This window comes from Bradyrhizobium sp. WSM1417, from assembly GCF_000515415.1.
Lineage (GTDB): Bacteria > Pseudomonadota > Alphaproteobacteria > Rhizobiales > Xanthobacteraceae > Bradyrhizobium.
Genome location: NZ_KI911783.1, coordinates 6,940,768 through 6,963,324, shown reverse-complemented (window position 1 = coordinate 6,963,324; position 22,557 = coordinate 6,940,768). Strand labels below are relative to the sequence as shown.

Below are 22,557 nucleotides of genomic sequence, written 5' to 3'. Positions count from 1 at the left end.
ATGCGCTTCATCCACCTCCTCGTCATCGGCGCGCTGATCTTCGCAGCGGCCTATGTCTACCGGATCAAGATGGACTCCACGGCGCGCACCGAAAAGGTATTGCGTCTGCATGCGGAGATCCGCGAGCAGCGCGATGCGATCGCGGCGCTGCGCTCCGAATGGGCCAAGCTCGATGCGCCCCTGCGACTGCAAGGCCTGTCTGACCGGCATCTGCAGCTCAAGCCGGTCAACGGCACGCAATATGATTCACTGAAGAATTTGCCCGAGCGTCCGCCGCGGATGTTCAGGCCGGGCGAGCCGGATCCGATCGGGGCCATGCTCAATACCATCGAAGCCGCGAGCGATCCCGACAATGTAACGGGCTCCGTGCCTCAGCCCGAGGACAAGCCATGAGTGCTGTGACCCCGGCCAAACCTGCAGAAAAGCCGACCGAGCCTTGGCGGCAACGGCTGATCCGCAGCCTGCTGTACGGGCGCAACGTCGATCGCGCGGCCAAGGCGCGGGCGCGCGTCGGCCTGGCGATGCTCGCCTTCGGCGCGGTTTACGCCCTGATCGGCGGCCGGCTCGTGATGTTCGCGATCGGCGCCGACGCCCACGGCGCGCGCCGTGCCGCGGCGCAGGAGGTGGTCGCGACCGCGCGGCCCGACATCGTCGATCGCAACGGCGCGATCCTCGCGACCGACGTCAAGGCCTCGAGCCTGTTCGGCGAGCCGCGCCGCATCATCGACAAGGACGAGGCGATCGAGCTTCTGACCGCCACCGTGCCCGACCTCGACGAGGCCGAGGTGCGCGAGCGCCTGAAGACGCGCAAGGGCTTCGTCTGGCTCAAGCGCGAGATTACGGCGAAGCAGCAGCAGGACATCCACAAGCTCGGCATTCCCGGAATCGGCTTCCTGCGCGAGAACAAGCGCGTCTATCCGACCGGCAACGAGGTCGCCCACCTCATCGGTCTCGTCAACATCGACAACCAGGGCATCGCCGGCATGGAGAAGTGGCTCGACAATCAAGGGCTGGCGGATCTCCACCGCGCCGGCTTCGCCACCGACCGGCTGCAAAAGCCGATCGAGCTCTCGGTCGATCTGCGCGTCGAGCACGCACTGCGTGACGAGCTCCTGAAGGCCAAGGAGAAATACCACGCCAAGGCCGCCTCCGGCATCGTCTCCAACGTCAAGACCGGCGAGATCGTGGCGATGGTCTCCCTGCCGGACTTCGATCCCAACAATCCGAAGGAAGCGCACGACCCCGACCGCATCAATCGCCTGACCACCGGCGTCTACGAGATGGGCTCGACCTTCAAGGCGTTCACGCTGGCGATGGCGCTCGATTCCGGCAAGATCAACCTGAATTCGATGTGGGATGCACGGGGAAACTTGCACTACGGCAAGTTCACCATCCATGACAGCCACGCGCTCGGACGTTTCATCAACACCAAGGAAGTGTTCACTTTCTCATCCAATATCGGCGCCGCGCGGATCGCGCTCAGCCAGGGCGTCGAGGCCCACAAGGCCTTCCTCGCCAAGATGGGCCAGTTGACGCGGCTGCGCACCGAGTTGCCGGAAAGCGCGGCTCCGCTGATACCGCGCCGCTGGGGCGAGCTGAACACGGTGACCATCGCGTTCGGCCAGGGCATGTCGGTGGCGCCGCTGCAGGCGGTGATGGGCATCAACGCGCTGGTGAACGGCGGCTATCTGATTCCGCCGACCTTCATGAAACGCACCGAATCCGAAGCGGCGGCGATGGCCAAGCGCGTCATCAGGACGGAGACCAGCGACAAGATGCGGTTCCTGATGCGGCTCAATGCCGAAATCGGCACCGCCAAGACCGCCGACGTCAAGGGGTACTATGTCGGTGGCAAGACCGGCACGTCCGAGAAGGTCATCAACGGCCGCTATGCCAAAAAGCGCGTGCTCAATTCCTTCACCGCGATCATGCCCTGCGACGATCCGAAATATCAGATCCTGATCATGCTGGACGAGCCCCAGGCGATTCCCGAAACGAAGGGTTTCATCACCTCGGGCTGGAACGCGGTGCCGACCGGCGGCAAGGTAATCGAGCGGATTGCGCCGCTTTTGGGCGTCGAACCGCGGTTTGACCTGCCGCCGTCCGAGCGCCTTATTCTTGCAGCATCCAGGACAACCCAGTAATCAACCGGGTGGGCCATTGCCGCTGCTGAGTCGGGATTTCCCAAGAGATTCGGCGATCCGGTTCGGCATGTCGACTGGAAGACCATGAAGCTGCGCGATCTCCTCGACCAGGACGTTCTGGGCAATGATGCCGCAATCGAGCCTGTGGTCGCGGCGCTCGACGTGAGCGGTGTTGCTCTCGATAGCCGCGTGGTCAAGCCGGGCGATCTCTTCTTCGCCCTTGCGGGCAGCAAGACCGACGGTGCGCGCTTCGTCGATGCTGCGATTGCCGCAGGCGCGGTAGCGGTTGTCGGCGACCATGCGCCTGATGGCTGCAAGGTGCCGTTCATTGCGGTTGCCAATCCGCGCCGCGCGCTGGCGTTGGCCGCGGCAAGCTTTTACCCCGCGCAGCCTGCGACCATCGCGGCGGTGACCGGCACCAGCGGCAAGACCTCGGTGGCCGCATTCACCCGGCAGATCTGGGAGCGGCTCGGGCACGCCTCCGCCAGCATCGGAACCATCGGCCTGGTCTCGCCCAAGCGTACCGTCTACGGCTCGCTGACGACGCCCGATCCGATCGCACTGCACCGGCAGCTCGATGAGATCGCACGCGAGGGCGTCACGCATCTCGCCTTTGAGGCTTCCTCGCACGGGCTCGATCAGTATCGGCTCGACGGCGTGCGCGTGTCGGCCGGCGGCTTCACCAATCTGTCGCGCGACCACATGGACTACCATCCGACCGTCGCGCATTATCTTGCGGCCAAGCTCAGGCTGTTCCGCGAACTTGTTGCGCCGGGGGGCGCGGCCGTGATCTCCGCCGATCATGATTGTTCGGCGGAGGCGATCAGTGCTGCGAAATCGCGCGGCTTGCGCGTGATGGCGGTCGGTCGCAACGGCGACGGGGCGGGCGAGGGCATTCGTCTCGCCGGTGCGGAGGTCGAAGGGTTTTCGCAGGTGCTCGCGCTCGAACATCGCGGCAAGCAGCATGCGATCCGGCTGCCGCTGGTCGGCGAATTCCAGATCGAGAATGCGCTGGTGTCGGCCGGCCTCGCCATCGGTACCGGCAGCGATGCCGCAAATGTGTTCGCGACCCTCGAACGTCTCGAGGGCGCCAAAGGACGGCTGGAGCGCGTCGGCGAGCGCAACGGCGCGCCGATCTTCGTCGACTATGCGCACAAGCCCGATGCGCTGGCCAAGGCGCTGCAGGCGCTGCGTCCCTACGCCAGGCGCAGGCTGGTCGTCGTGTTCGGCGCCGGCGGCGACCGCGATGCCGGCAAGCGTCCGATCATGGGCGAGATCGCGGCTGGCAACGCCGACGGCATTATCGTCACCGACGACAATCCGCGCAGCGAGAAGCCGGAGGCCATTCGCGCCGAGATCCTCGCTGCCGCCAAGGGCGCCCGCGAAATCGGTGACCGGGCCGCGGCGATCCGCACCGCGATCGAGGAATTGGAAGATGGCGATGCGCTGCTCATTGCCGGCAAGGGCCACGAGACCGGGCAGATCGTCGGCGCAGAGGTTTTGCCCTTCAGTGATCACGAGGCGGTCGCCGCCGCATTAGCGTCGAGGATTGCATGAGCGCGCCCATATGGACGGTGGCCGAAGTGGCGCGCGCGCTGGGCGCCGCCGGATCGTTCCCGGACACGCCGATCGACTTTGTCACCCAGGACAGCCGGCTGGTGAAACCGGGCAGCCTGTTCGTGGCGCTGAGCGGCACGCCGAGCGGCGGCTTCATCTCGGCCTTCGCCAGCGCGCGTGACGGCTGGGAGTTCGCGGACAAGGCGGAAGCGTCAGGCGCGGTCGCGATGATCGTGCCGCACGAGATCGCGGGCATCCGCGTTCCCCAGATCGTCGTCAAGGACACGCTGATCGACGGTCTCTGGGGCCTCGCGCGCGCGGCACGTGCGCGCTTCAACGGGCCGGTGATCGGGCTCACCGGCAGCGCCGGCAAGACCAGCACCAAGGAATTCCTCGCGGCCCACCCCAATGCCTATGCCAGCCCGTCGAGCTTCAACAATTTCTGGGGCGTGCCGCTGACGCTGTGCAATGCGCGGCCCGATGCCAGTCTCTGGGTCGTCGAAATGGGCATGAACCAGGCCGGCGAAATCGCGCGGCTCAGCGAACTGACGCGGCCGACAGTCGCGCTCGTCGTCAACGTCCAGCCGGTGCATCTGGAGAAGCTTGGCTCGCTCGAAGCCATCCGCCGCGAGAAGGTGTCGATTGCAATCGGCCTGCCTTCGGAAGGCGTGCTGGTGCTGCCCGCCGGGATCAAGGCGCCGGACTGGAAGGGCAAGGTCATACGCTTCGGCGACAAAGCCGAGGTGCACGAGGTGGCGCACGCGCCGCACGGCGACAGCTGGCAGGTCGTGGCCGCGCTCGGCAAGAAGGAGATCGCGTTCAGCCTGACGCCGGGCGCGCCGCACCGCGTCCAGAATGCGCTCGCCGCGCTCGCATCGATCCGTGCGGCGAACCTCGATGCGGCAACGCTTGCGATCAAGCTCGACCGCGTCGGCATCATGACCGGCCGCGGCGTCGAGCAGGCGGTCGGCGGCGTCACCGTGATCGACGACAGCTTCAACGGTAATCCGGCCAGCGTGGCCGCCGCGCTGCAAAGCCTGCAGGCGCGCAACACGACCGGCGGCCGCCGCATTGCGGTGCTCGGCGATATGCTGGAGCTCGGCGAGGGCGCGCCGGCCTATCACACCGATCTCGCAAGGCATCTCGACGGCATCGACGCCGTCTATTGCGTGGGGCCCCTGATGCGTCACCTGTTCGAGGTGCTTCCAGCCGGCAAGGGTCTCGGCTGGCACGACGACCCCGTTACGCTGAAGCCGGGTGAGGTCGCAAATCTGCTGAGGGCAGGCGATGTCGTGGTTGTCAAGGGCAGCAAGAAGATGTTCTGGGTCAACAAGTTTGTGCCAGGCCTAGTGGCCGCCTTGCAGGCAAGGGCGTAAACTGCTTGGAAGGCGCTGTTCCCGAATCCCACCCTTTCCGGCGCGAAGCCGTTCGTTTTCTTTAGAGGTCGCCCGACCCCAGGATGAAGACCAGCGAATGCGCGTGAGGCAGGTTGATAAGGCCAAGATCAAGGCGCGTGCAAAGGCGCCATAGGACTGTCTGAATGTTTTACTGGCTGATCGAGCTCTCCAACACATTTCCGGGCTTCGGTGCCGTTCGCACCTTCCTGAACGTCTTCCGCTACATCACCTTCCGCACCGGCGGCGCGGTCGTCACCGGCGCGCTGTTCGTGTTCCTGTTCGGCCCCTGGATCATCGACCATTTGCGCATTCGGCAAGGCAAGGGCCAGCCGATCCGGGCCGATGGTCCGCAGTCGCATCTCGCCAAGAAAGGCACGCCCACCATGGGCGGGCTGATGATCCTGTCCGGCCTCACGGTCGGCACGGTGCTGTGGGCCAATCCACTCAATCCTTACGTCTGGATCGTGCTGGCGGTGACGCTCGGCTTCGGCTTCGTCGGCTTCTATGACGATTATCTCAAGGTGACCAAGCAGACCACGACCGGCTTCGGCAGCAAGCTCCGCCTGCTGATTGAGGCGGCGATCGCGCTGGTTGCCTGCTACGCGCTGGTGCGGCTGAACCGCGATCCCGCGTCGACCGCGCTGACGATTCCGTTCCTGAAGGACACCGTGCTGCATTTCGGCTGGTTCTTCGTCGTGTTCGGCGCCTTCGTCATCGTCGGCGCCGGCAATGCGGTGAACCTCACCGACGGTCTCGACGGCCTTGCCATCGTGCCCGTGATGATCGCGACCGCGAGCTTTGCGATGATCGCCTATCTCGCCGGCAACGCGGTGTTCGCCGATTATCTCCAGATCAAATACGTTGCCGGCACTGGCGAGCTCGCGGTGCTCTGCGGCGCGCTGCTGGGCGCGGGCCTCGGCTTCCTCTGGTTCAACGCGCCGCCGGCCTCGATCTTCATGGGCGACACAGGCTCGCTAGCGCTCGGCGGTATGCTGGGTGCGATCGCGGTCGCCGTGAAGCACGAGATCGTGCTTGCGGTGATCGGCGGCCTGTTCGTGCTGGAGGCGGTCTCCGTCATCGTGCAGGTGGTGTCGTTCAAGATGACGGGAAAGCGCATCTTCCGGATGGCGCCGATCCATCACCATTTCGAGCAGCTCGGCTGGACCGAGCCGCAGATCGTGATCCGGTTCTGGATCATCTCGGTGATGCTGGCGCTCGCCGGCCTGTCCACGCTGAAGCTGCGGTGAGCACTCGATGATCCCCGTCACGTCCTTTGCCGGCAAGACGGTCGCGGTGTTCGGCCTCGGCGGCTCGGGGCTCGCGTCCTGTCACGCGCTGAAGGCGGGCGGCGCCGAGGTGATCGCCGCCGACGACAATGCCGACAACGTCGCCAAGGCCGCGCAAGCCGGCTTCATCACGGCTGATTTGCGCAACGTCTCCTGGGCGAATTTCGCCGCGCTGGTGCTCGCGCCCGGCGTTCCCCTGACCCACCCGGTGCCGCATTGGAGCGTGCTGAAGGCGCGCGAGGCCGCTATCGAGGTGATCGGCGACATCGAGCTGTTCTGCCGCGAGCGGCGCCGGCACGCGCCGGACGCGCCGTTCGTCGCCATCACTGGCACCAATGGCAAATCGACGACGACGGCGCTGATCGCGCATCTCACCAAAGTGGCCGGCTACGACACCCAGATGGGGGGCAATATCGGCACGGCGATCCTGTCGCTGGAGCCGCCGGGCATGGGCCGCGTCCACGTCATCGAGATGTCGTCCTATCAGATCGACCTCACGCCCTCGCTCGATCCCTCCGTCGGCATTCTGCTCAATGTCAGCGAGGACCACATCGATCGCCATGGCACCATCGCGCATTACGCCGCGGTGAAGGAACGCCTCGTTGCGGGTGTGCAGGCCGGCGGCACCGCGATCGTCGGCGTCGACGACGGTTTTTGCCGCGATATCGCCGACCGGCTCGATCGCGCCGGCAAGACTGTGGTGCGCATCTCGGTCAGGAATCCGCTGGCCAGCGGCATCCATGTCGAGCATGGCACCATCGTGCGCAATTCCGGCGGCGCACGCAGTGAAATCGCGGCGCTCGGCGGCATCGGTTCTCTGCGTGGCCTGCACAATGCGCAGAACGCGGCGTGCGCCGCCGCCGCCGCGCTCGCGATGGGTATTAGTCTCGATGTCCTTCAGAACGGCCTGCGGAGCTTTCCAGGCCTGGCGCATCGCATGGAGCAGGTTGGCCGCCGCGGCAGCGTGCTGTTCGTCAACGACTCCAAGGGCACCAATGCGGACGCCACCGCGCACGCACTGTCTTCCTTTTCGGACATCTTCTGGATCGCGGGCGGCAAGCCGAAGGCCGGCGGAATCACTGGCCTCAGCGGCTACTTCCCGCGCATCCGAAAAGCCTATCTGATCGGCGAGGCCGCCCAGGAGTTTTCCGGCACGCTCGGCACGCACGTGCCGCACGAGATCAGCCAGACGCTCGACGTCGCCGTCGAGCAAGCCGCACGCGATGCGGAGGCGTCGGGCATCACTGACGCGGTCGTGCTCTTGTCACCCGCCTGCGCCTCCTTCGACCAGTATCGCAACTTCGAAATCCGCGGCACCAGGTTCCGCGAACTGGTGCAGGCGCTGCCTGGCGTGAAGCTGGTGGTGTGAGGCAATTCCAGTCATCCGCGTTTCCTTAACCCCCCGGTAACCAACCTCGGCGACCAATGGACCGACCTCTGTCCGAAAGCGGCCGCCATGCTCTCCCGTGAAGAACGCACCCCCTTTTCCGAGTGGTGGTGGACCGTCGACAAGCCGCTGATGGGGGCCATCCTGGCGCTGATGCTGACCGGCGTGATCCTGTCGCTGGCGGCGAGCCCGCCGGTCGCGACCCGCATCGGGCTCGATCCCTTCCACTTCTTCAGCCGCCACGTGCTGTTCCTCCTCCCGTCCTGCCTGGTGCTGCTCGGGGTGTCCTTTCTGTCGCCGCGGGCGATCCGTCGCTCGGCGCTGATCATCTTCGCGGCCAGCATCGTCCTGATCGTGCTGACGCTCGCGATCGGTCCCGAGGTGAAGGGCTCGCGGCGCTGGATCACGCTGCTCGGCGTCAACATCCAGGCCTCCGAAATCGCAAAGCCGTCGTTCGTCGTTATCGCCGCCTGGCTGTTCGCCGAATCCACCAAGCGGCCGGAGATGCCGGCGACCTCGATGGCGCTCACGCTGCTCCTGATGCTGGTCTCGCTTCTCGTCATGGAGCCCGATTTCGGCCAGACCATGCTGATCCTGATGGTGTGGGGCTCGCTGTTCTTCATCGCGGGCATGCGGATGATCTGGGTGTTCGGGCTCGCCGGCCTCGGCGCCGCCGGACTGTTTAGCGCCTACCTTTTTGTTCCGCACGTCGCGGGCCGCATCAAGCGCTTCATGAATCCGGCCTCTGGTGACACCTTCCAGGTCGATACCGCCATGGAGGCCTTCTACAACGGCGGCTGGTTCGGGCTCGGGCCGGGCGAGGGTATCGCCAAGCGCAGCCTGCCGGACAGCCACACCGACTTCGTGTTCGCGGTTGCCGCCGAAGAGTTCGGCATCATCCTGTGCCTCGCGATGCTGGCACTGTTTGCTTTCGTCGTCATCCGCACACTTTCGCGCGCCTATGCCAACGAGGACATGTTCTCGCGCTTCGCGGCGTCGGGTCTTGCGATCTTGTTTGGCGTGCAAGCCGCCATCAACATGTCGGTCAATCTCCAGCTCATCCCCGCCAAGGGCATGACGCTGCCCTTCATCTCCTATGGCGGTTCCTCGATCGTGTCGCTGGCCTATGGCGTCGGCATGATGCTCGCGCTGACGCGGCTGCGCCCGCGCACCGAGGTCGAGGCGAGCGGCCACGCGGAGGCGATGCGCAGCTACGCGTGACCCTCACCCTGAGGAGCCGCGCTACGCGCGGCGTCTCGAAGGGCGAGGCCACCGGCCGGGCCTTCATCCTTCGAGACGCGCGAAGATGCGCTCCTCAGGATGAGGATCAGGCAGTCCGGCCGGCCGGCTCGCAATGACGGGGGAGACACTGTAAAACTCCCCACCATGGACACCTCCCCCCTGATTCTTCTCGCCGCGGGCGGCACTGGCGGCCATCTGTTTCCGGCCGAGGCGCTCGGCGTCGAGCTGATCCGGCGCGGATTCCGCGTCCGCCTCGTTACGGACGAGCGCGCGCTGCGCTACAGCGGCCTGTTCACCAAGGACATGATCGACGTCGTCTCGAGCGAGACTGCGCGTGGACGCAATCCGCTGCAGCTCGCCTATGCCGGCCTGACGCTCGCGGCCGGCACGTTGTCCGCCTACAACCTGATCAAGCGATTGAAGCCGGTCGCCGTCGTCGGCTTCGGTGGCTATCCGACGCTGCCGCCGCTGGTCGCGGCGAAATTCGCCGGCGTGCCCGGCATCATCCATGACGCCAATGCAGTGCTCGGCCGCGCCAACCGGTTCCTGTCGAGCCGCGTGCGCGCCATTGCGACGTCGTTGCCCGGCGTGCTCGATCGCGATCCGGCGCTATCAGGCAAGACCACGACGGTCGGCACGCCGATGCGTCCGGCGATCCTCGCCGCAGCTGGCGTGCCATACGCTGCGCCTGAAGTGAATGGTCCGCTGCGCCTGCTCGTCGTCGGTGGCAGCCAGGGCGCGCGCATCATGGCCGACATCGTGCCGGGCGCGATCGAGCGCCTCGAGCCCGCGCTGTGGAGCCGGCTCGTCCTTACCCAGCAGGTGCGCGACGAGGACATGGCGCGCGTGCGCGCGGTCTACGACAGACTGAAGATCAAGGCCGAGCTTGCGCCGTTTTTCACCGATCTGCCGGCACGGCTCGCCTCCAACCATCTGGTGGTGTCGCGCTCAGGCGCCGGCACCGTGGCCGAACTCGCCGCGATCGGGCGGCCCTCGATCCTGGTGCCGCTACCGGGCGCGATCGACCAGGACCAGTTCGCCAATGCCGGCGTGCTGGCCAAGGTCGACGGTGCGATCCGCATTCCGCAGACCGAGTTTTCGTCCGATCGCCTCGCCGCAGAGATCTCAGCCTTCGCCGCCGAGCCCGCGCGTCTTGCCGCCATGGCGCAGGCCGCCCGTGGCGCCGGCCGGCTCGACGCGGCCGAGCGGCTGGCGGATCTGGTGGCCAAAATCGCGGGAATCTGACGCGAAAAAGCCCTTGTCTTCGCCTTCTAAAGCGGGGCATCCAGTAGGAAAGGCGCGCGGCTGATTTGCCGTGACCTTCGCCAGATGCCGCCCTTTCCGGCGGCGAGGTCAGGGAACAGAGCATGAGACTGCCGCGCGAGATCGGACCCATCCACTTCGTCGGGATCGGCGGGATCGGCATGAGCGGCATCGCCGAGGTGCTGCTCAATCTCGGCTATTCCGTGCAGGGCTCGGACGCCTCCGACAATTACAATCTCGACCGTCTGCGCAAGAACGGCGCGAAGGTCTCGGTCGGCCACAAGGCGGAGAACGTCGACGGCGCCGAGGTCGTCGTGGTCTCCACCGCGATCAAGCGTGACAATCCGGAACTGACGGCGGCGCGCGAACGGCGTATCCCGGTGGTGCGCCGCGCCGAGATGCTGGCCGAGCTGATGCGGCTGAAGAGCTGCGTCGCCATCGCCGGCACGCACGGCAAGACCACCACGACCACGATGGTCGCGACGCTGCTCGACGCCGGCGGCCTCGATCCCACCGTCATCAACGGGGGCATCATCAACGCTTACGGCTCCAATGCGCGTCTCGGTGCGGGCGACTGGATGGTGGTCGAAGCCGACGAGAGTGACGGCACGTTCCTGAAGCTGCCGACCGAGGTCGCGATCGTCACCAATGTGGATCCCGAGCATCTCGACCACTTCAAGACCTTCGAAGCCGTGCAGGACGCCTTCCGCCATTTCGTCGAGAACCTGCCATTCTATGGCTTCGCCGTGATGTGCATCGATCATCCGGTGGTGCAGACTCTTGTCGGCAAGATCGAGGACCGGCGCATCATCACCTATGGCGAGAATCCGCAGGCCGATGTGCGCTTCGTCGATCTGGCCCCGATGGGCGGCGGATCGAAGTTCAAGGTTGCGTTCCGCGATCGCAAGACGGGCGCCGTGCACGAGATCTCCGATCTCATGCTGCCGATGCCGGGACGCCACAATGCCTCCAACGCGACGGCCGCGATTGCGGTCGCGCGCGAGCTCGGCGTCTCGGACGAGGCGATCCGCAAGGCGATCGCCGGCTTCGGCGGCGTCAAGCGCCGCTTCACCAAGACCGGCGAGTGGAATGGCGTCACCGTCATCGACGATTACGGCCATCATCCGGTCGAGATCGCGGCGGTGCTGAAGGCGGCGCGGGAATCCACCAACGGCAAGATCGTCGCCGTGGTGCAGCCGCATCGCTATACCCGGCTGCAGTCGCTGTTCGAGGAATTCTGCACCTGTTTCAACGATGCGGATGCGGTGATCGTCGCCGAGGTCTATGCCGCAGGCGAGACGCCGATCGAGGGTATCGATCGCGACCATTTCGCCGCGGGCCTGCGCGCCCACGGCCACCGCGAGGTGATCCCGCTGCCGGCGGCGTCCGATCTCGCCGGCATCGTCAAGGGTGTGACGAAATCGGGCGATCTCGTCGTGTGCCTTGGCGCCGGCAACATCACGCAATGGGCGTATGCGTTGCCCGGCGAATTGAAGGCGCTGGGGTAGGGCAGTGGGCTTTCCCGACATCACGCCTTCTCTCAAAGCCGCGATGCCCGATCTTCGCGGCCGGCTGCTGGCGAACCAGTCGCTGGCCGAGCTCACCTGGTTTCGCGTCGGCGGTCCCGCGCAGGTGCTGTTCACGCCGGCGGACGAGGACGATCTCGCTTATTTCCTCGCGCATCTCGCAAGCGACATTCCCGTCTATGTCGTCGGTGTCGGCTCCAATCTGATCGTGCGCGACGGGGGCATGGCAGGCGTGGTGGTCCGTCTGGCACCGCGCGCCTTCGGCGAGGCGAGCGCGAGTGGTGATACCGTCACTGCGGGCGCGGCAGCGCTCGACAAGCGCGTGGCGGAAGTCGCCGCGGGCGCGAACATCGGCGGGCTCGAATTCTACTTCGGCATTCCCGGCACGATCGGCGGTGCGCTGCGCATGAATGCGGGCGCGAACGGCGGCGAGACCAGGGACGTGTTGATCGAAGCGCGAGGCGTCGGGCGCGACGGCACCAAGCACGTCTTCTCCAATCCCGACATGAAGTTCGTCTACCGCAACAGCGGCGTCGATCCCTCCATCATCTTCACCTCCGCCCGTTTCCGTGGCGAGATCAGGGATGCCGACGCAATCCGCGCGCGCATGGCGGAAGTGCAAACCCATCGCGAGACTGCGCAGCCGATCCGCGAAAAGACCGGCGGCTCGACCTTTAAGAATCCGCCCGGCCATTCCGCCTGGAAGCTGGTCGATGCCGCCGGCTGCCGTGGCCTGCGCATTGGCGGTGCCGAGGTGTCCGAGATGCACTGCAATTTCCTGATCAACACGGGCAATGCCACCGCGCACGACATCGAGACGTTGGGCGAGACCGTGCGTGAACGGGTGAAGACGAATTCAGGAATTGAGCTACACTGGGAAATCAAGCGGATCGGAATCCCCGGCTAATTTGGACAAGCAACGAGAGAACATGCGCATCACCATCCTCTTCGGCGGCTCCAACCGCGAACGTCTGGTTTCGGTCGCCTCAGCCCAGGCGCTGCATCAGGCGCTGCCTGAGGCCGATCTCTGGTGGTGGGACGTCGAGGACAAGGTGCATGTCGTGCAATCCAGACAGCTGCTCGAACATGCCCGCCCGTTCGAGGACGAATTCAAGCCCGGCACGTCAGGCATTCCGTTGGCGCAGGCGCTCGACCAGGCCAGGGCGGAGAACCGCGTGCTGGTGCTCGGCCTGCACGGCGGTCGTGCCGAGAACGGCGAATTGCAGGTGATGTGCGAGGCGCGCGGCGTGCCTTTCACCGGATCGGGCTCGGCCTCCTCGCATCTCGCGTTCGACAAGTTCGCGGCCAAGCATTTCGCCGCGCTCGGCGGCGTGTCGCCGCCGGCCAACATTGCGCTGGACCAGATCGACGAGGCCTTCGCCGAATACGGCCGGCTGATCGCAAAGCCCGCCAGGGATGGCTCGAGCTACGGCCTGATCTTCGTCAACGCCAGGCAGGATCTGGTCGCCGTCCGCAATGCCGCCAAGCACGAAGAGTATGTGATCGAGCCCTACATCGCCGGCGTCGAGGCGACCTGCGGCGTGCTGGAGCGGCCGGATGGCTCGATCATCTCGCTGCCGCCGATCGAGATCATCCCGGGCGAGGGCAGTTTCGACTACGCGGCGAAATATCTTTTGAAGTCGACCCAGGAGATCTGTCCAGGACGCTTCACGGCGGAGATCACGGCCGCACTGAAGCAGCAGGCGATGCTGGCGCACCGGGCGATGTCCTGTACCGGCTATTCCCGTTCGGATTTCATCGTCTCGGCCAAGGGCCTGGTCTATCTCGAAACCAACACGCTGCCCGGCCTGACCAAGTCCTCGCTCTACCCCAAGGCGCTGAAGGCCGAGGGCATCGCGTTCGTCGACTTCCTGCGCGGCCTGGTCGAGCTCGCCGTGGCCGGTGTCCGAAAATAATTAGGACTGGTTAACGGCCGAACCGGCGAAACGGCCGGTTTTGGAACCCAAAACCGGTAAAATGCCGGATATCGCGGCATAAATGCCTCACAGGCCTGGGCAAAAAGCTCACGTCGTTAACGAACTTTACCTTTTGTTTACCAGGACGTCCGAAGGTTAACGCTGGCGGCGCATATGACGCTTTGGCTGCCGGCGCGTGGACCGTTGCGGGTGTTGTCACTCCCAGCGAACGCTCTGAAGGGGAGAGGTTTTCTTCTGCTGAAGACCAGCACCCGGCCCGGCAAGTCCGAGACGTCATGTTCGCCAGGACCCGCGCGATGTCGCGGGCAAACTGTTGACGAGCTCGTGCAATGGATGGAGCAGGAAGCCTCACTCGGTCGCTTTTTAGATCGCTGAGGCCCCAAGCTGACCTGAAGGCGGCCGCTATTGGAGCGGTCGTGCTTCTGCGCGAGTGGGTGCAGGACAAGCGTCAGGAAAGAGTTCTCGGCGCCCGTGCTGCCGCCAAGGAAAAAACCAGGGCGAAAGCCGTCATCGAGCGCGAGCCGCCGCCGCGGTTGGTCGCGCTGGTCGAGCGCTATCTGCCGCGCCGCGTCGGGATCAGCATGACGGTGCTGCTCCTGATCGGAAGCTGCGGCTTCGGTATCGTCAAGGGAGGCCATCTCCAGGATTTCATCACGGCGGTCAACGACACCCGTAACGCCCTGGCCAATTCCGCCGGCTTCCGCATCACCTCCGTCGTGATCAACGGCCGCAAGCAGCTCAGCCAGGACGAGATCCTCGCGATCGGCGGCGTCAGCGGCCGGTCCTCGCTGCTGTTCCTCGACGCCGACGCGGTGCGCGACAAGCTCAAGGCCAATCCCTGGATCGCGGATGCGACCGTTCTGAAGCTGTATCCGGGCCAGCTCATGATCGAGCTCACCGAGCGCAAGGCGTTCGCGCTGTGGCAGGAGGCCGGCCGGCTCTCCGTCATTGCCGATGACGGCGCCGTGCTCGAACCCTATGTCTCGCGCCGCTTCCTGTCGCTGCCGCTCGTGGTCGGCAAGGGCGCCGAGACGCAGGCCCGCGACTTCCTCGCTTTGCTGGCGCGCTATCCGCAGGTCAATTCCATCACCAAGGCCGCGATCTTCGTCGGGGAGCGGCGCTGGAACCTGAGGCTCAAGGACGGCCTCGACATCCGGCTACCCGAGCAGGACGTCGGCAACGCGCTTGCGATGCTGTCTAGGCTCGACAAGGAGGACAGGCTGTTCTCCCGCGACATCGTCGCCGTCGACCTTCGCCTGCCCGATCGGCTGGTGGTGCAGCTGTCCGAGGACGCCGCCAAGGCGCGCGACGATTTGTTCAAGGACAAGAAGAAGAAAAAGGCCGGGGATGCTGCATGACCGGTCTTGATCGCACCCAGACACCGAAGACACGCCCGATGTCGCACAAGCGCGGCGGCCTCGTCGCCTGCCTCGACATCGGCACCAGCAAGATCGCCTGCATGATCGCCCGGCTGAAGCCGTCGGCGCCGAGCGAAGCCCTGCGCGACCGGACCCATGCGGTGGAGCTGATCGGCTATAGCCAGATCCAGTCGCGCGGCATGAAGGCCGGCGCCGTGATCGATCTCGGCGAATGCGAGCAGGCGGTGCGACAGGCCGTCGGGCTTGCGGAGAAAATGGCCAAGGTGCGGGTCGAGTCCGTGCTGCTGTCGGTCTCCGGCGGCCGGCTCTCCGGTCAGCTGGTCGAAGCTGCGGCCGACATCCGCGGCGGCGCCGTGACGCCGGCCGATGTCAGCCGCGTCACCTCCACCGGCATGCGCCACGCCACCGGCGAAGGCCGCACCGTGCTGCACGCGCTGCCGGTCGGCTACACGCTCGACGGCGTCAAGGGCATCCGCGACCCCCGCGGCATGGTCGCCCATCAGTTCGGCATCGACATGAACGTCGTCACCTGCGACGCCACCGTGGCGCGGAACCTGATGCTGGCGGTCGAACGCTGCCACATCAACGTCGAAGCCATGGCGGCAAGCCCTTATGTGGCTGGCCTGTCGGTGCTGACCGACGACGAGGCCGATCTCGGCGCTGCCGTGGTCGAAATGGGCGCGGGCACCACCACGATCGCGGTCTTTTCCGGCGGCCGCTTCGTGCATGCCGCGGGTTTTGCGGTCGGCGGGCAACACATCACGATGGATCTGGCGCGCGGACTCTCCGCGACCATTGCCGATGCCGAGCGAATCAAGACGTTATACGGGACCGTCATCACCGGCGGATCGGACTCGCGTGAGCTGATGTCTGTACCGACAGCCGGTGACGAGCAGGATCTGCCGCAGATCGTCTCCCGCGCTACCATCGCCAACATCGTCAAGCATCGTGCCGAGGAAGTCTTCGAAATGGTTCGGGACAAGCTGAAGGATTCGCCCTTCGCCTCGGAGCCCAACGGCCGCGTCGTGCTCTCGGGCGGGGCCTCGCAGCTCACCGGTCTCGTCGAGCTTGGAACGCAGATTCTCGGCCGGCCCGTGCGGGTCGGACGTCCGCTCGGTTTCGGCCGGCTGCCCAACGAGGCGAAGAACGCCGCCTTCGCGGTACCGGCCGGACTGCTCGTCTACCCGCAATATGTTCACCACGAACATGTCGAACCGCGGCATACGCGGCAGCAGGTCAGGACGGGGACCGGCGGGTATTTCGGAAAGGTCGGACGATGGCTACGCGAGGGCTTCTGATGACTCCTTCCCGCAATATTCGATTTTCACCAACTCCCGCGGCCGCCGGCCGGGGCGAACCCACGCGCGCGTGATCGAGAGGCAAACATGACCATCAGCATCAATGTTCCTGATATTCACGAACTGAAGCCCCGCATCACCGTGTTCGGCGTCGGCGGCGCCGGTGGTAACGCCGTCAACAACATGATCACGGCGGGCCTCCAGGGCGTCGACTTCGTGGTCGCCAACACCGACGCGCAGGCGCTGACCATGTCGAAGGCGCAGCGCATCGTGCAGATGGGCACGGCGGCCACGCAAGGCTTGGGCGCAGGTTCGCAGCCGGTCGTCGGCGCGGCCGCGGCCGAAGAAGTCATGGACGAGCTGCGCGACCATCTCTCGGGCGCCAACATGGTGTTCGTCACCGCCGGCATGGGCGGCGGCACCGGCACCGGTGCGGCTCCCGTGATCGCCAAGATCGCGCGCGAGATGGGCATCCTCACCGTCGGCGTCGTGACCAAGCCCTTCCACTTCGAGGGCGGTCGCCGCATGCGCACCGCGGAAGCCGGCATCAACGAACTGCACAAGGTCGTCGATACGCTGCTGATCATCCCGAACCAGAACCTGTTCCGGGTCGCCAACGAGAAGACCACCTTCGCCGACGCCTTCGCGATGGCCGACCAGGTGCTCTATTCGGGCGTTGCCTGCATCACCGACCTGATGGTCAAGGAAGGCCTGATCAACCTCGACTTCGCCGACGTGAGAGCGGTGATGAAGGAAATGGGCAAGGCGATGATGGGCACGGGCGAAGCCTCCGGCGACAAGCGCGCGCTGACCGCCGCCGAAGCCGCGATCGCCAACCCGCTGATCGACGACAGTTCGATGAAGGGCGCCAAGGGCCTGCTGATCTCGATCACGGGCGGCAAGGACCTCACTTTGTTCGAAGTCGACGAAGCCGCGACCCGCATCCGCGAGGAAGTCGACCAGGACGCCAACATCATCGTCGGCGCCACCTTCGACGAGGCGCTCGACGGCCTGATCCGCGTCTCGGTCGTTGCCACCGGCATCGAGCAGGCCGCGATCGCTCGTAACACCCAGGCCACCAGTGCGCCGGTTGCGAACCCGGCACCGCAGGCCCAGCAGGCTCCGGCCGCGGCTGCCGAGAGCCGCCTTGCCGATTTGACCGCACGGCTGCGCGCCGACAATCAGCGCATGGCCGAGCGCGCCCAGAAGTTCGAAGCACCCAGCCCGGCCGCCGGATCGGGCCAGTTTGCTGCCGCTCCCGCGGCTCCGCGTCCGAACGTCGAGCGCGCTGCGCTTGCCGCCATCGCCGCCGCCGTTGCGGACGTCCCGCAGGCACCCGCGCCGATGCAGACCTATGGCGACGTCACCGTGCGCCCGATCGCGCAGAAGCCCACGCTGTTCCCGGAGCCCGAGCAGGCGCCGCTGGCCATGCACGAGCCGATGACGCCGGAAACCTTCATCCCGCCGCAGGCCGAGCGTGCGCCGGTCCGCACACCGCGGATGCCGCGGATCGAGGAACTTCCGATGCCCGCCCAGGCCGAGCTTCGCCAGGCCCGCGGCGAGGTCGAGGAAGAGACCCCGCAAAAGACCCGGCTGTCGCTGCTGCAGCGGCTCGCCAATGTCGGCCTCGGCCGTCGTGACGAGGAGACCGAAGCGCCGATCGCTGCCCGCACCGCCGGTCCCGCGATGCCGCCATTGCCCGATCGCCGCCCTCAGAAGACCGTGGCGCAGCAAATCGCGTCCACCGAGCCGGTGTCCGAGTATGCCCGTCGTCCCGCGCCGCAGGGCTTGGACATGCACGGCCGTCCTGCGCCTGTTGCCCCGGCGCCACAGGGAGACGACCATCTTGATATCCCGGCCTTCCTGCGGCGGCAGGCGACCTGAGGATTGTTACAATAAGGCAGACGAAAAAAGGTCCCGGCGGGAAGCTTGCCGGGACCTTTTCTTTTGCCCCGTGCATATCCGGATTGCGTAGCCAAGCAACTGATTTTAAATCATTAATCACGTATTCGATGGTTTAGTAAAACTGCCGAAAACGGTCCCAAACTCCGGTCCAATTTGGTTAAGCCTTGGCGCGAATACGGCGGGTTTGGGGTAACAATCGGTAAAAAAGCGTGAGTTGGCGCTGTTTGAGGCAGTGACTATGGTTTGCCGTGACTTGGGGATACGGATTCGGAAGCGAGCGGTCTCAGCCGCTCAGTCGGGTTCAGTATAAGTCGCGGTGGTCGTAGTGGGGCGGTTCCTGATGAAATTTAGCCGGCAAACAACGCTTCGTGCGCAAGCCAGTGTGGCAGGCGTCGGCGTTCATTCCGGTCTTCCCGTCACGCTTACGCTTGGACCCGCGCCCGTCGACGCGGGCTTTGTTTTTATCCGCACGGGGCTTGAGGGAAGCGATCGCGAAGTTCAGGCCACCGCCGAGCAGGTGATCGCGACCGATTTCGCCACCGTCCTCGGTGATCGCGACGGTCCGCTGGTTTCCACCGCCGAGCATGTGCTTGCTGCACTGCGGGGCATGGGTGTCGACAACGCGATCATCGAGATCGACGGGCCGGAAGTGCCGATCATGGACGGCAGCGCCGCGGCCTTCGTTGCGGCGATCGACCAGGCCGGCATCGTGACCCAGCCGCCACAGCGCCGCTTCATTCAGGTTTTGAAGCCGATCTCGGTCAAGATCGGCGACTCCTTCGGCGAGATCCGGCCCTATGCCGACGGGTTCCGCGCCGAGGTCGAGATTAATTTCACCAATCCTGTCATCGGCCAGCAGAGCTACGCCTTCGACCTCAACCCGGAGCGTTTCCGCCGCGAAGTCGGCCGGGCCCGGACTTTCGGTCTGATGTGCGACGTTGCGCGGCTTTGGAGCGCCGGCTATGCGCTCGGCGCCTCCTTCGACAATACCGTCGTGTTCGACGAGGAGCGGCTGCTCAACACCGAAGGCCTGCGCTACGCCGACGAATGCGCCCGCCACAAGGTGCTGGACGTGATTGGCGACCTCGCGCTGGCCGGTCTGCCGCTGCTCGGCGCCTACCGCTCGGTACGTGGCGGCCACAAGCTCAACCACGCCGTCTTGACCGCGCTGCTCGCCGACCGCACCGCCTGGCGGGTGGTCGAGGGCGAGGCAGCCCGCCGCACCACGCGTCCGGTGGCCGAAACCGGTCGCGGCATCGTCGGTGGCCGGATCGCCGCGGTCTACGGACCGGACGTTTCCTGAAGCGAGACATTTCCGAAGAGAGACGAGCCTGAAGAGACCCGTTGCCATGGACGTTTGGCGGCGGCTTTCCCCGGGAAACTCCTGGTAACGATGATCGGCTAGGATTGCGGCGCGTTCGCCTTAATCCGGGCGGAATGCCTGCCTATCCGGTTGGTTGAAGATCGTTTTTCGGTTACACCGGCGTGGTCGCACGGCAGGCACCACGGCTATATTTCGCGCCCAGGACGGGGTTCATGGGCTGGCGGACACCGCACCACAGGGCGTCAGGGCAATACTCATGTCGGCACAGCGTATGACGCGCGGATATCTTCAAGTCCCGTCTCGAGAACTCTCGTCTCGAGCCCGTGGGCTGCTTCAGGTTGTCGCCCTCTTCGTGCTCGCGCTGCCGCTGGCCGGCTGCGGCACCGGCGCGCTGTGGGACAAGTTCACCGCCAAGGACGACACCTTCGTCGAGGAGCCCGCCGACAAGATCTACAATGAGGGCCTGTACCTCATGAACGAGAAGAAGGACATGAAGGCGGCGAACAAGAAGTTCGAAGAGGTCGACCGCCAGCATCCTTATTCCGACTGGGCCCGCAAATCGTTGCTGATGTCGGCCTACGCGTCCTACCAGGGCGGCGATTATGACAGCTGCATCGGCGCGGCCACCCGCTACGTCACGCTGCATCCCGGCAGCCCGGATGCGGCCTACGCGCAATATCTGATTGCCGCCTCGCATTACGACCAGATTCCGGACATCAGCCGCGACCAGACCCGTACCGAGAAGGCGATCGCCTCGCTGGAAGAGGTGGTGCGCAAATATCCGACCTCCGAATATGCGACCTCGGCCAAGGCCAAGATCGAAGGTGCGCGCGACCAGCTCGCCGGCAAGGAAATGAACGTCGGCCGCTATTACGCGCAGAAGCGCGACTACACGGCGGCGATCAACCGCTACAAGGCCGTGGTGACGCAATACCAGACCACCCGCCATGTCGAGGAGGCGCTGTACCGCCTGACCGAGGCCTATATGGCGATCGGCATCGTCGGCGAGGCCCAGACGGCCGCCGCCGTGCTTGGGCACAATTTTCCTGACAGTCGCTGGTACAAGGACGCCTATAATCTTGTAAAATCAGGCGGTCTCGAACCGAGCGAGAATCAGGGGTCCTGGATTAGCAAGACCTTCAAGAAAATGGGTCTCGGCTAGGAAATAGAGTTCCATGCTGGCGCGTCTGTCGATCCGTGACATCGTCCTGATCGAACGGCTCGATATCGAATTCGCAACCGGCCTCGCGGTTTTGACCGGCGAGACCGGTGCGGGCAAATCCATCCTGCTCGATGCCTTTGCGTTGGCGCTCGGCGGCCGCGGCGATGCCGGTCTCGTGCGGCATGGGGCGGAGCAGGGGCAGGTCACTGCCGTATTCGATATCCCAAAAAACCATCCCGCGGCCAAAATCCTCGCGGAGAACGGGCTGGAGGACACCGGCGAGATGATTCTCCGCCGGGTCCAGCTCGCCGACGGCCGCACCCGCGCCTTCATCAACGACCAGGCGATCAGCGTGCAGACGCTGAAGGCGGTCGGTGCTGCCCTGGTCGAGATCCACGGCCAGCACGACGAGCGCGCGCTGGTCGATGCCGCCACCCACCGCCGCCTGCTCGACGCCTTCGCCGGTCTCGAAAAGGACGTCTCGGCGGTCGAGGCGCTCTGGGACGCCCGCCGCACCGCCAACACTGCGCTGGAGGAGCATCGCGCCGGCATGGAGCGCGCCGCGCGCGAAGCCGATTACCTCCGCCACGCCTCGGACGAATTGAAGCAGCTCGCGCCTAGGGATGGCGAGGAGACCTCGCTGGCTTCGAGGCGCACGACCATGATGCAGGGCGAGAAGATCGCCTCCGACCTGCGCGAGGCGCAGGAGGCGGTCGGTGGCCACCATTCGCCGGTCGCCTCGCTGTCGGCAGCCGTGCGCCGGCTGGAGCGTCGCGGCGTCAACTCGCCGGCGCTGGTCGAGCCCGCGGTCAGGGCGATCGATACCGCGATCAACGCGCTGGAGGAAGCCGACCAGCATCTCCAGGCGGCGCTTGCCGCGACCGATTTCGATCCCTCGGAGCTCGAACGCATCGAGGAGCGGCTGTTCGCGTTGCGCGCCGCCTCGCGCAAATATTCGACGCCGGTCGACGGGCTCGCCGCACTTGCCGCAAGATATGCCGCCGACGTCGTCCTGATCGACGCCGGCGCCTCACGGCTGAAAAAGCTGGAGCAGGCCGCGATCGAAGCCGACGCGCGCTATGCGGCGGCCGCCAAGAAGCTGTCGATGGCGCGGCAGAAATCGGCGGAGAAGCTCAACAAGGCCGTCAATGCCGAGCTCGCGCCGCTCAAGCTCGAACGCGCCAAGTTCATGACCCAGGTTCAGACCGACGAGGCAGCTCCAGGCCCGCAAGGCTTCGACCGCGTCGAGTTCTGGGTGCAAACCAATCCGGGCACCAAGCCAGGGCCGATGATGAAGGTCGCCTCCGGCGGCGAGCTGTCGCGTTTCCTGCTGGCGCTGAAGGTCGTGCTGTCCGACCGCGGCTCGGCGCCGACCTTGGTCTTCGACGAGATCGACACCGGCGTCGGCGGCGCGGTCGCGGACGCGATCGGCGGAAGGCTGGCGCGGCTCGCCGGCAAGGTTCAGGTGATGGCCGTCACCCACGCTCCGCAGGTCGCCGCCCGTGCCGACCAGCATTTGCTGATCTCCAAGGACGCACTGGACAAGGGCAAGCGCGTCGCCACCCGCGTCAATGCGCTCGCCGCCGACCACCGCCGCGAGGAGATCGCGCGGATGCTCGCCGGCGCCGAGATCACCGCCGAGGCGAGGGCTGCCGCGGACCGTCTGCTCAAGGCGGCGACGGCTTGATTTCGTGTCCCGGACGCGCGCAAGCGCCGGGCCCTAAACGTTATGTCCGGGGTACGAAACTGT

General features: G+C 65.7%; 17 protein-coding genes. All 17 read left to right on the top strand.

Annotated features, from left to right (window positions below; genetic code table 11):
• The 17 genes from BRA1417_RS0134060 to recN all read left to right on the top strand — a co-directional run bounded on the left by BRA1417_RS0134060 (position 1) and on the right by recN (position 22,494).
• Positions 1-393, top strand: a complete 393-nt coding sequence (locus BRA1417_RS0134060) for a hypothetical protein (protein ID WP_007600843.1) — start codon at positions 1-3, stop codon at positions 391-393.
• A complete protein-coding gene (locus BRA1417_RS0134055; RefSeq protein ID WP_027519627.1) occupies positions 390-2,144 on the top strand; it encodes a penicillin-binding protein 2 in 1,755 nt (584 codons plus the stop codon). The genes BRA1417_RS0134060 and BRA1417_RS0134055 overlap by 4 nt, the downstream gene beginning before the upstream one ends.
• Before the next feature lie 84 nt (positions 2,145-2,228).
• Positions 2,229-3,701: a UDP-N-acetylmuramoyl-L-alanyl-D-glutamate--2,6-diaminopimelate ligase gene (locus tag BRA1417_RS0134050; RefSeq protein ID WP_027519626.1), complete on the top strand. Its 1,473-nt coding sequence runs from the start codon at positions 2,229-2,231 to the stop codon at positions 3,699-3,701.
• A complete protein-coding gene (murF, locus tag BRA1417_RS0134045; RefSeq protein WP_027519625.1) occupies positions 3,698-5,077 on the top strand; it encodes a UDP-N-acetylmuramoyl-tripeptide--D-alanyl-D-alanine ligase in 1,380 nt (459 codons plus the stop codon). Before BRA1417_RS0134050 ends, murF begins: the two co-directional genes overlap by 4 nt.
• A 164-nt stretch (positions 5,078-5,241) precedes the next feature.
• On the top strand, positions 5,242-6,345 hold the full coding sequence (gene mraY / locus BRA1417_RS0134040) for a phospho-N-acetylmuramoyl-pentapeptide-transferase (protein WP_007600847.1): 1,104 nt from the start codon (positions 5,242-5,244) through the stop codon (positions 6,343-6,345).
• A gap of 7 nt (positions 6,346-6,352) precedes the next feature.
• On the top strand, positions 6,353-7,753 hold the full coding sequence (gene murD, locus BRA1417_RS0134035) for a UDP-N-acetylmuramoyl-L-alanine--D-glutamate ligase (protein WP_027519624.1): 1,401 nt from the start codon (positions 6,353-6,355) through the stop codon (positions 7,751-7,753).
• Between the two features lie 87 nt (positions 7,754-7,840).
• Complete coding sequence (gene ftsW, locus BRA1417_RS0134030) at positions 7,841-8,992, top strand: putative lipid II flippase FtsW (protein WP_027519623.1); 1,152 nt, start codon at positions 7,841-7,843, stop codon at positions 8,990-8,992.
• A 165-nt stretch (positions 8,993-9,157) separates the two neighbouring features.
• The gene (gene murG / locus BRA1417_RS0134025; RefSeq protein WP_027519622.1) at positions 9,158-10,258 is read left to right on the top strand and encodes an undecaprenyldiphospho-muramoylpentapeptide beta-N-acetylglucosaminyltransferase; all 1,101 of its coding nucleotides are present in this window, start codon (positions 9,158-9,160) and stop codon (positions 10,256-10,258) included.
• A 122-nt stretch (positions 10,259-10,380) separates the two neighbouring features.
• On the top strand, positions 10,381-11,784 hold the full coding sequence (murC, locus tag BRA1417_RS0134020) for a UDP-N-acetylmuramate--L-alanine ligase (protein ID WP_027519621.1): 1,404 nt from the start codon (positions 10,381-10,383) through the stop codon (positions 11,782-11,784).
• Between the two features lie 4 nt (positions 11,785-11,788).
• Positions 11,789-12,709, top strand: coding sequence for a UDP-N-acetylmuramate dehydrogenase (murB, locus tag BRA1417_RS0134015; RefSeq protein WP_027519620.1), 921 nt, complete (start codon positions 11,789-11,791; stop codon positions 12,707-12,709).
• Positions 12,710-12,731: 22 nt separating this feature from the next.
• Positions 12,732-13,718 (top strand): D-alanine--D-alanine ligase, encoded by a 987-nt coding sequence (locus tag BRA1417_RS0134010; RefSeq protein WP_027519619.1) that lies wholly within the window; start codon positions 12,732-12,734, stop codon positions 13,716-13,718.
• 350 nt (positions 13,719-14,068) lie between these two features.
• On the top strand, positions 14,069-15,097 hold the full coding sequence (locus BRA1417_RS0134005; protein WP_027519618.1) for a cell division protein FtsQ/DivIB: 1,029 nt from the start codon (positions 14,069-14,071) through the stop codon (positions 15,095-15,097).
• Positions 15,094-16,416, top strand: coding sequence for a cell division protein FtsA (gene ftsA / locus BRA1417_RS0134000; protein WP_027519617.1), 1,323 nt, complete (start codon positions 15,094-15,096; stop codon positions 16,414-16,416). The genes BRA1417_RS0134005 and ftsA overlap by 4 nt, the downstream gene beginning before the upstream one ends.
• 87 nt (positions 16,417-16,503) lie before the next feature.
• Positions 16,504-18,300, top strand: coding sequence for a cell division protein FtsZ (gene ftsZ / locus BRA1417_RS0133995; RefSeq protein ID WP_027519616.1), 1,797 nt, complete (start codon positions 16,504-16,506; stop codon positions 18,298-18,300).
• Positions 18,301-18,661: 361 nt separating this feature from the next.
• Entirely contained in the window at positions 18,662-19,624 is a 963-nt protein-coding gene (lpxC, locus tag BRA1417_RS0133990) for a UDP-3-O-acyl-N-acetylglucosamine deacetylase (RefSeq protein WP_027519615.1), read from the top strand.
• 277 nt (positions 19,625-19,901) lie between these two features.
• Positions 19,902-20,807 (top strand): outer membrane protein assembly factor BamD, encoded by a 906-nt coding sequence (locus tag BRA1417_RS0133985; RefSeq protein ID WP_027519614.1) that lies wholly within the window; start codon positions 19,902-19,904, stop codon positions 20,805-20,807.
• 13 nt (positions 20,808-20,820) lie between these two features.
• Positions 20,821-22,494 carry a DNA repair protein RecN gene (gene recN / locus BRA1417_RS0133980; RefSeq protein WP_027519613.1) on the top strand — a complete coding sequence of 558 codons (1,674 nt, stop codon included), beginning with the start codon at positions 20,821-20,823 and terminating at the stop codon, positions 22,492-22,494.
• The last annotated feature ends 63 nt before the right edge of the window (positions 22,495-22,557 follow it).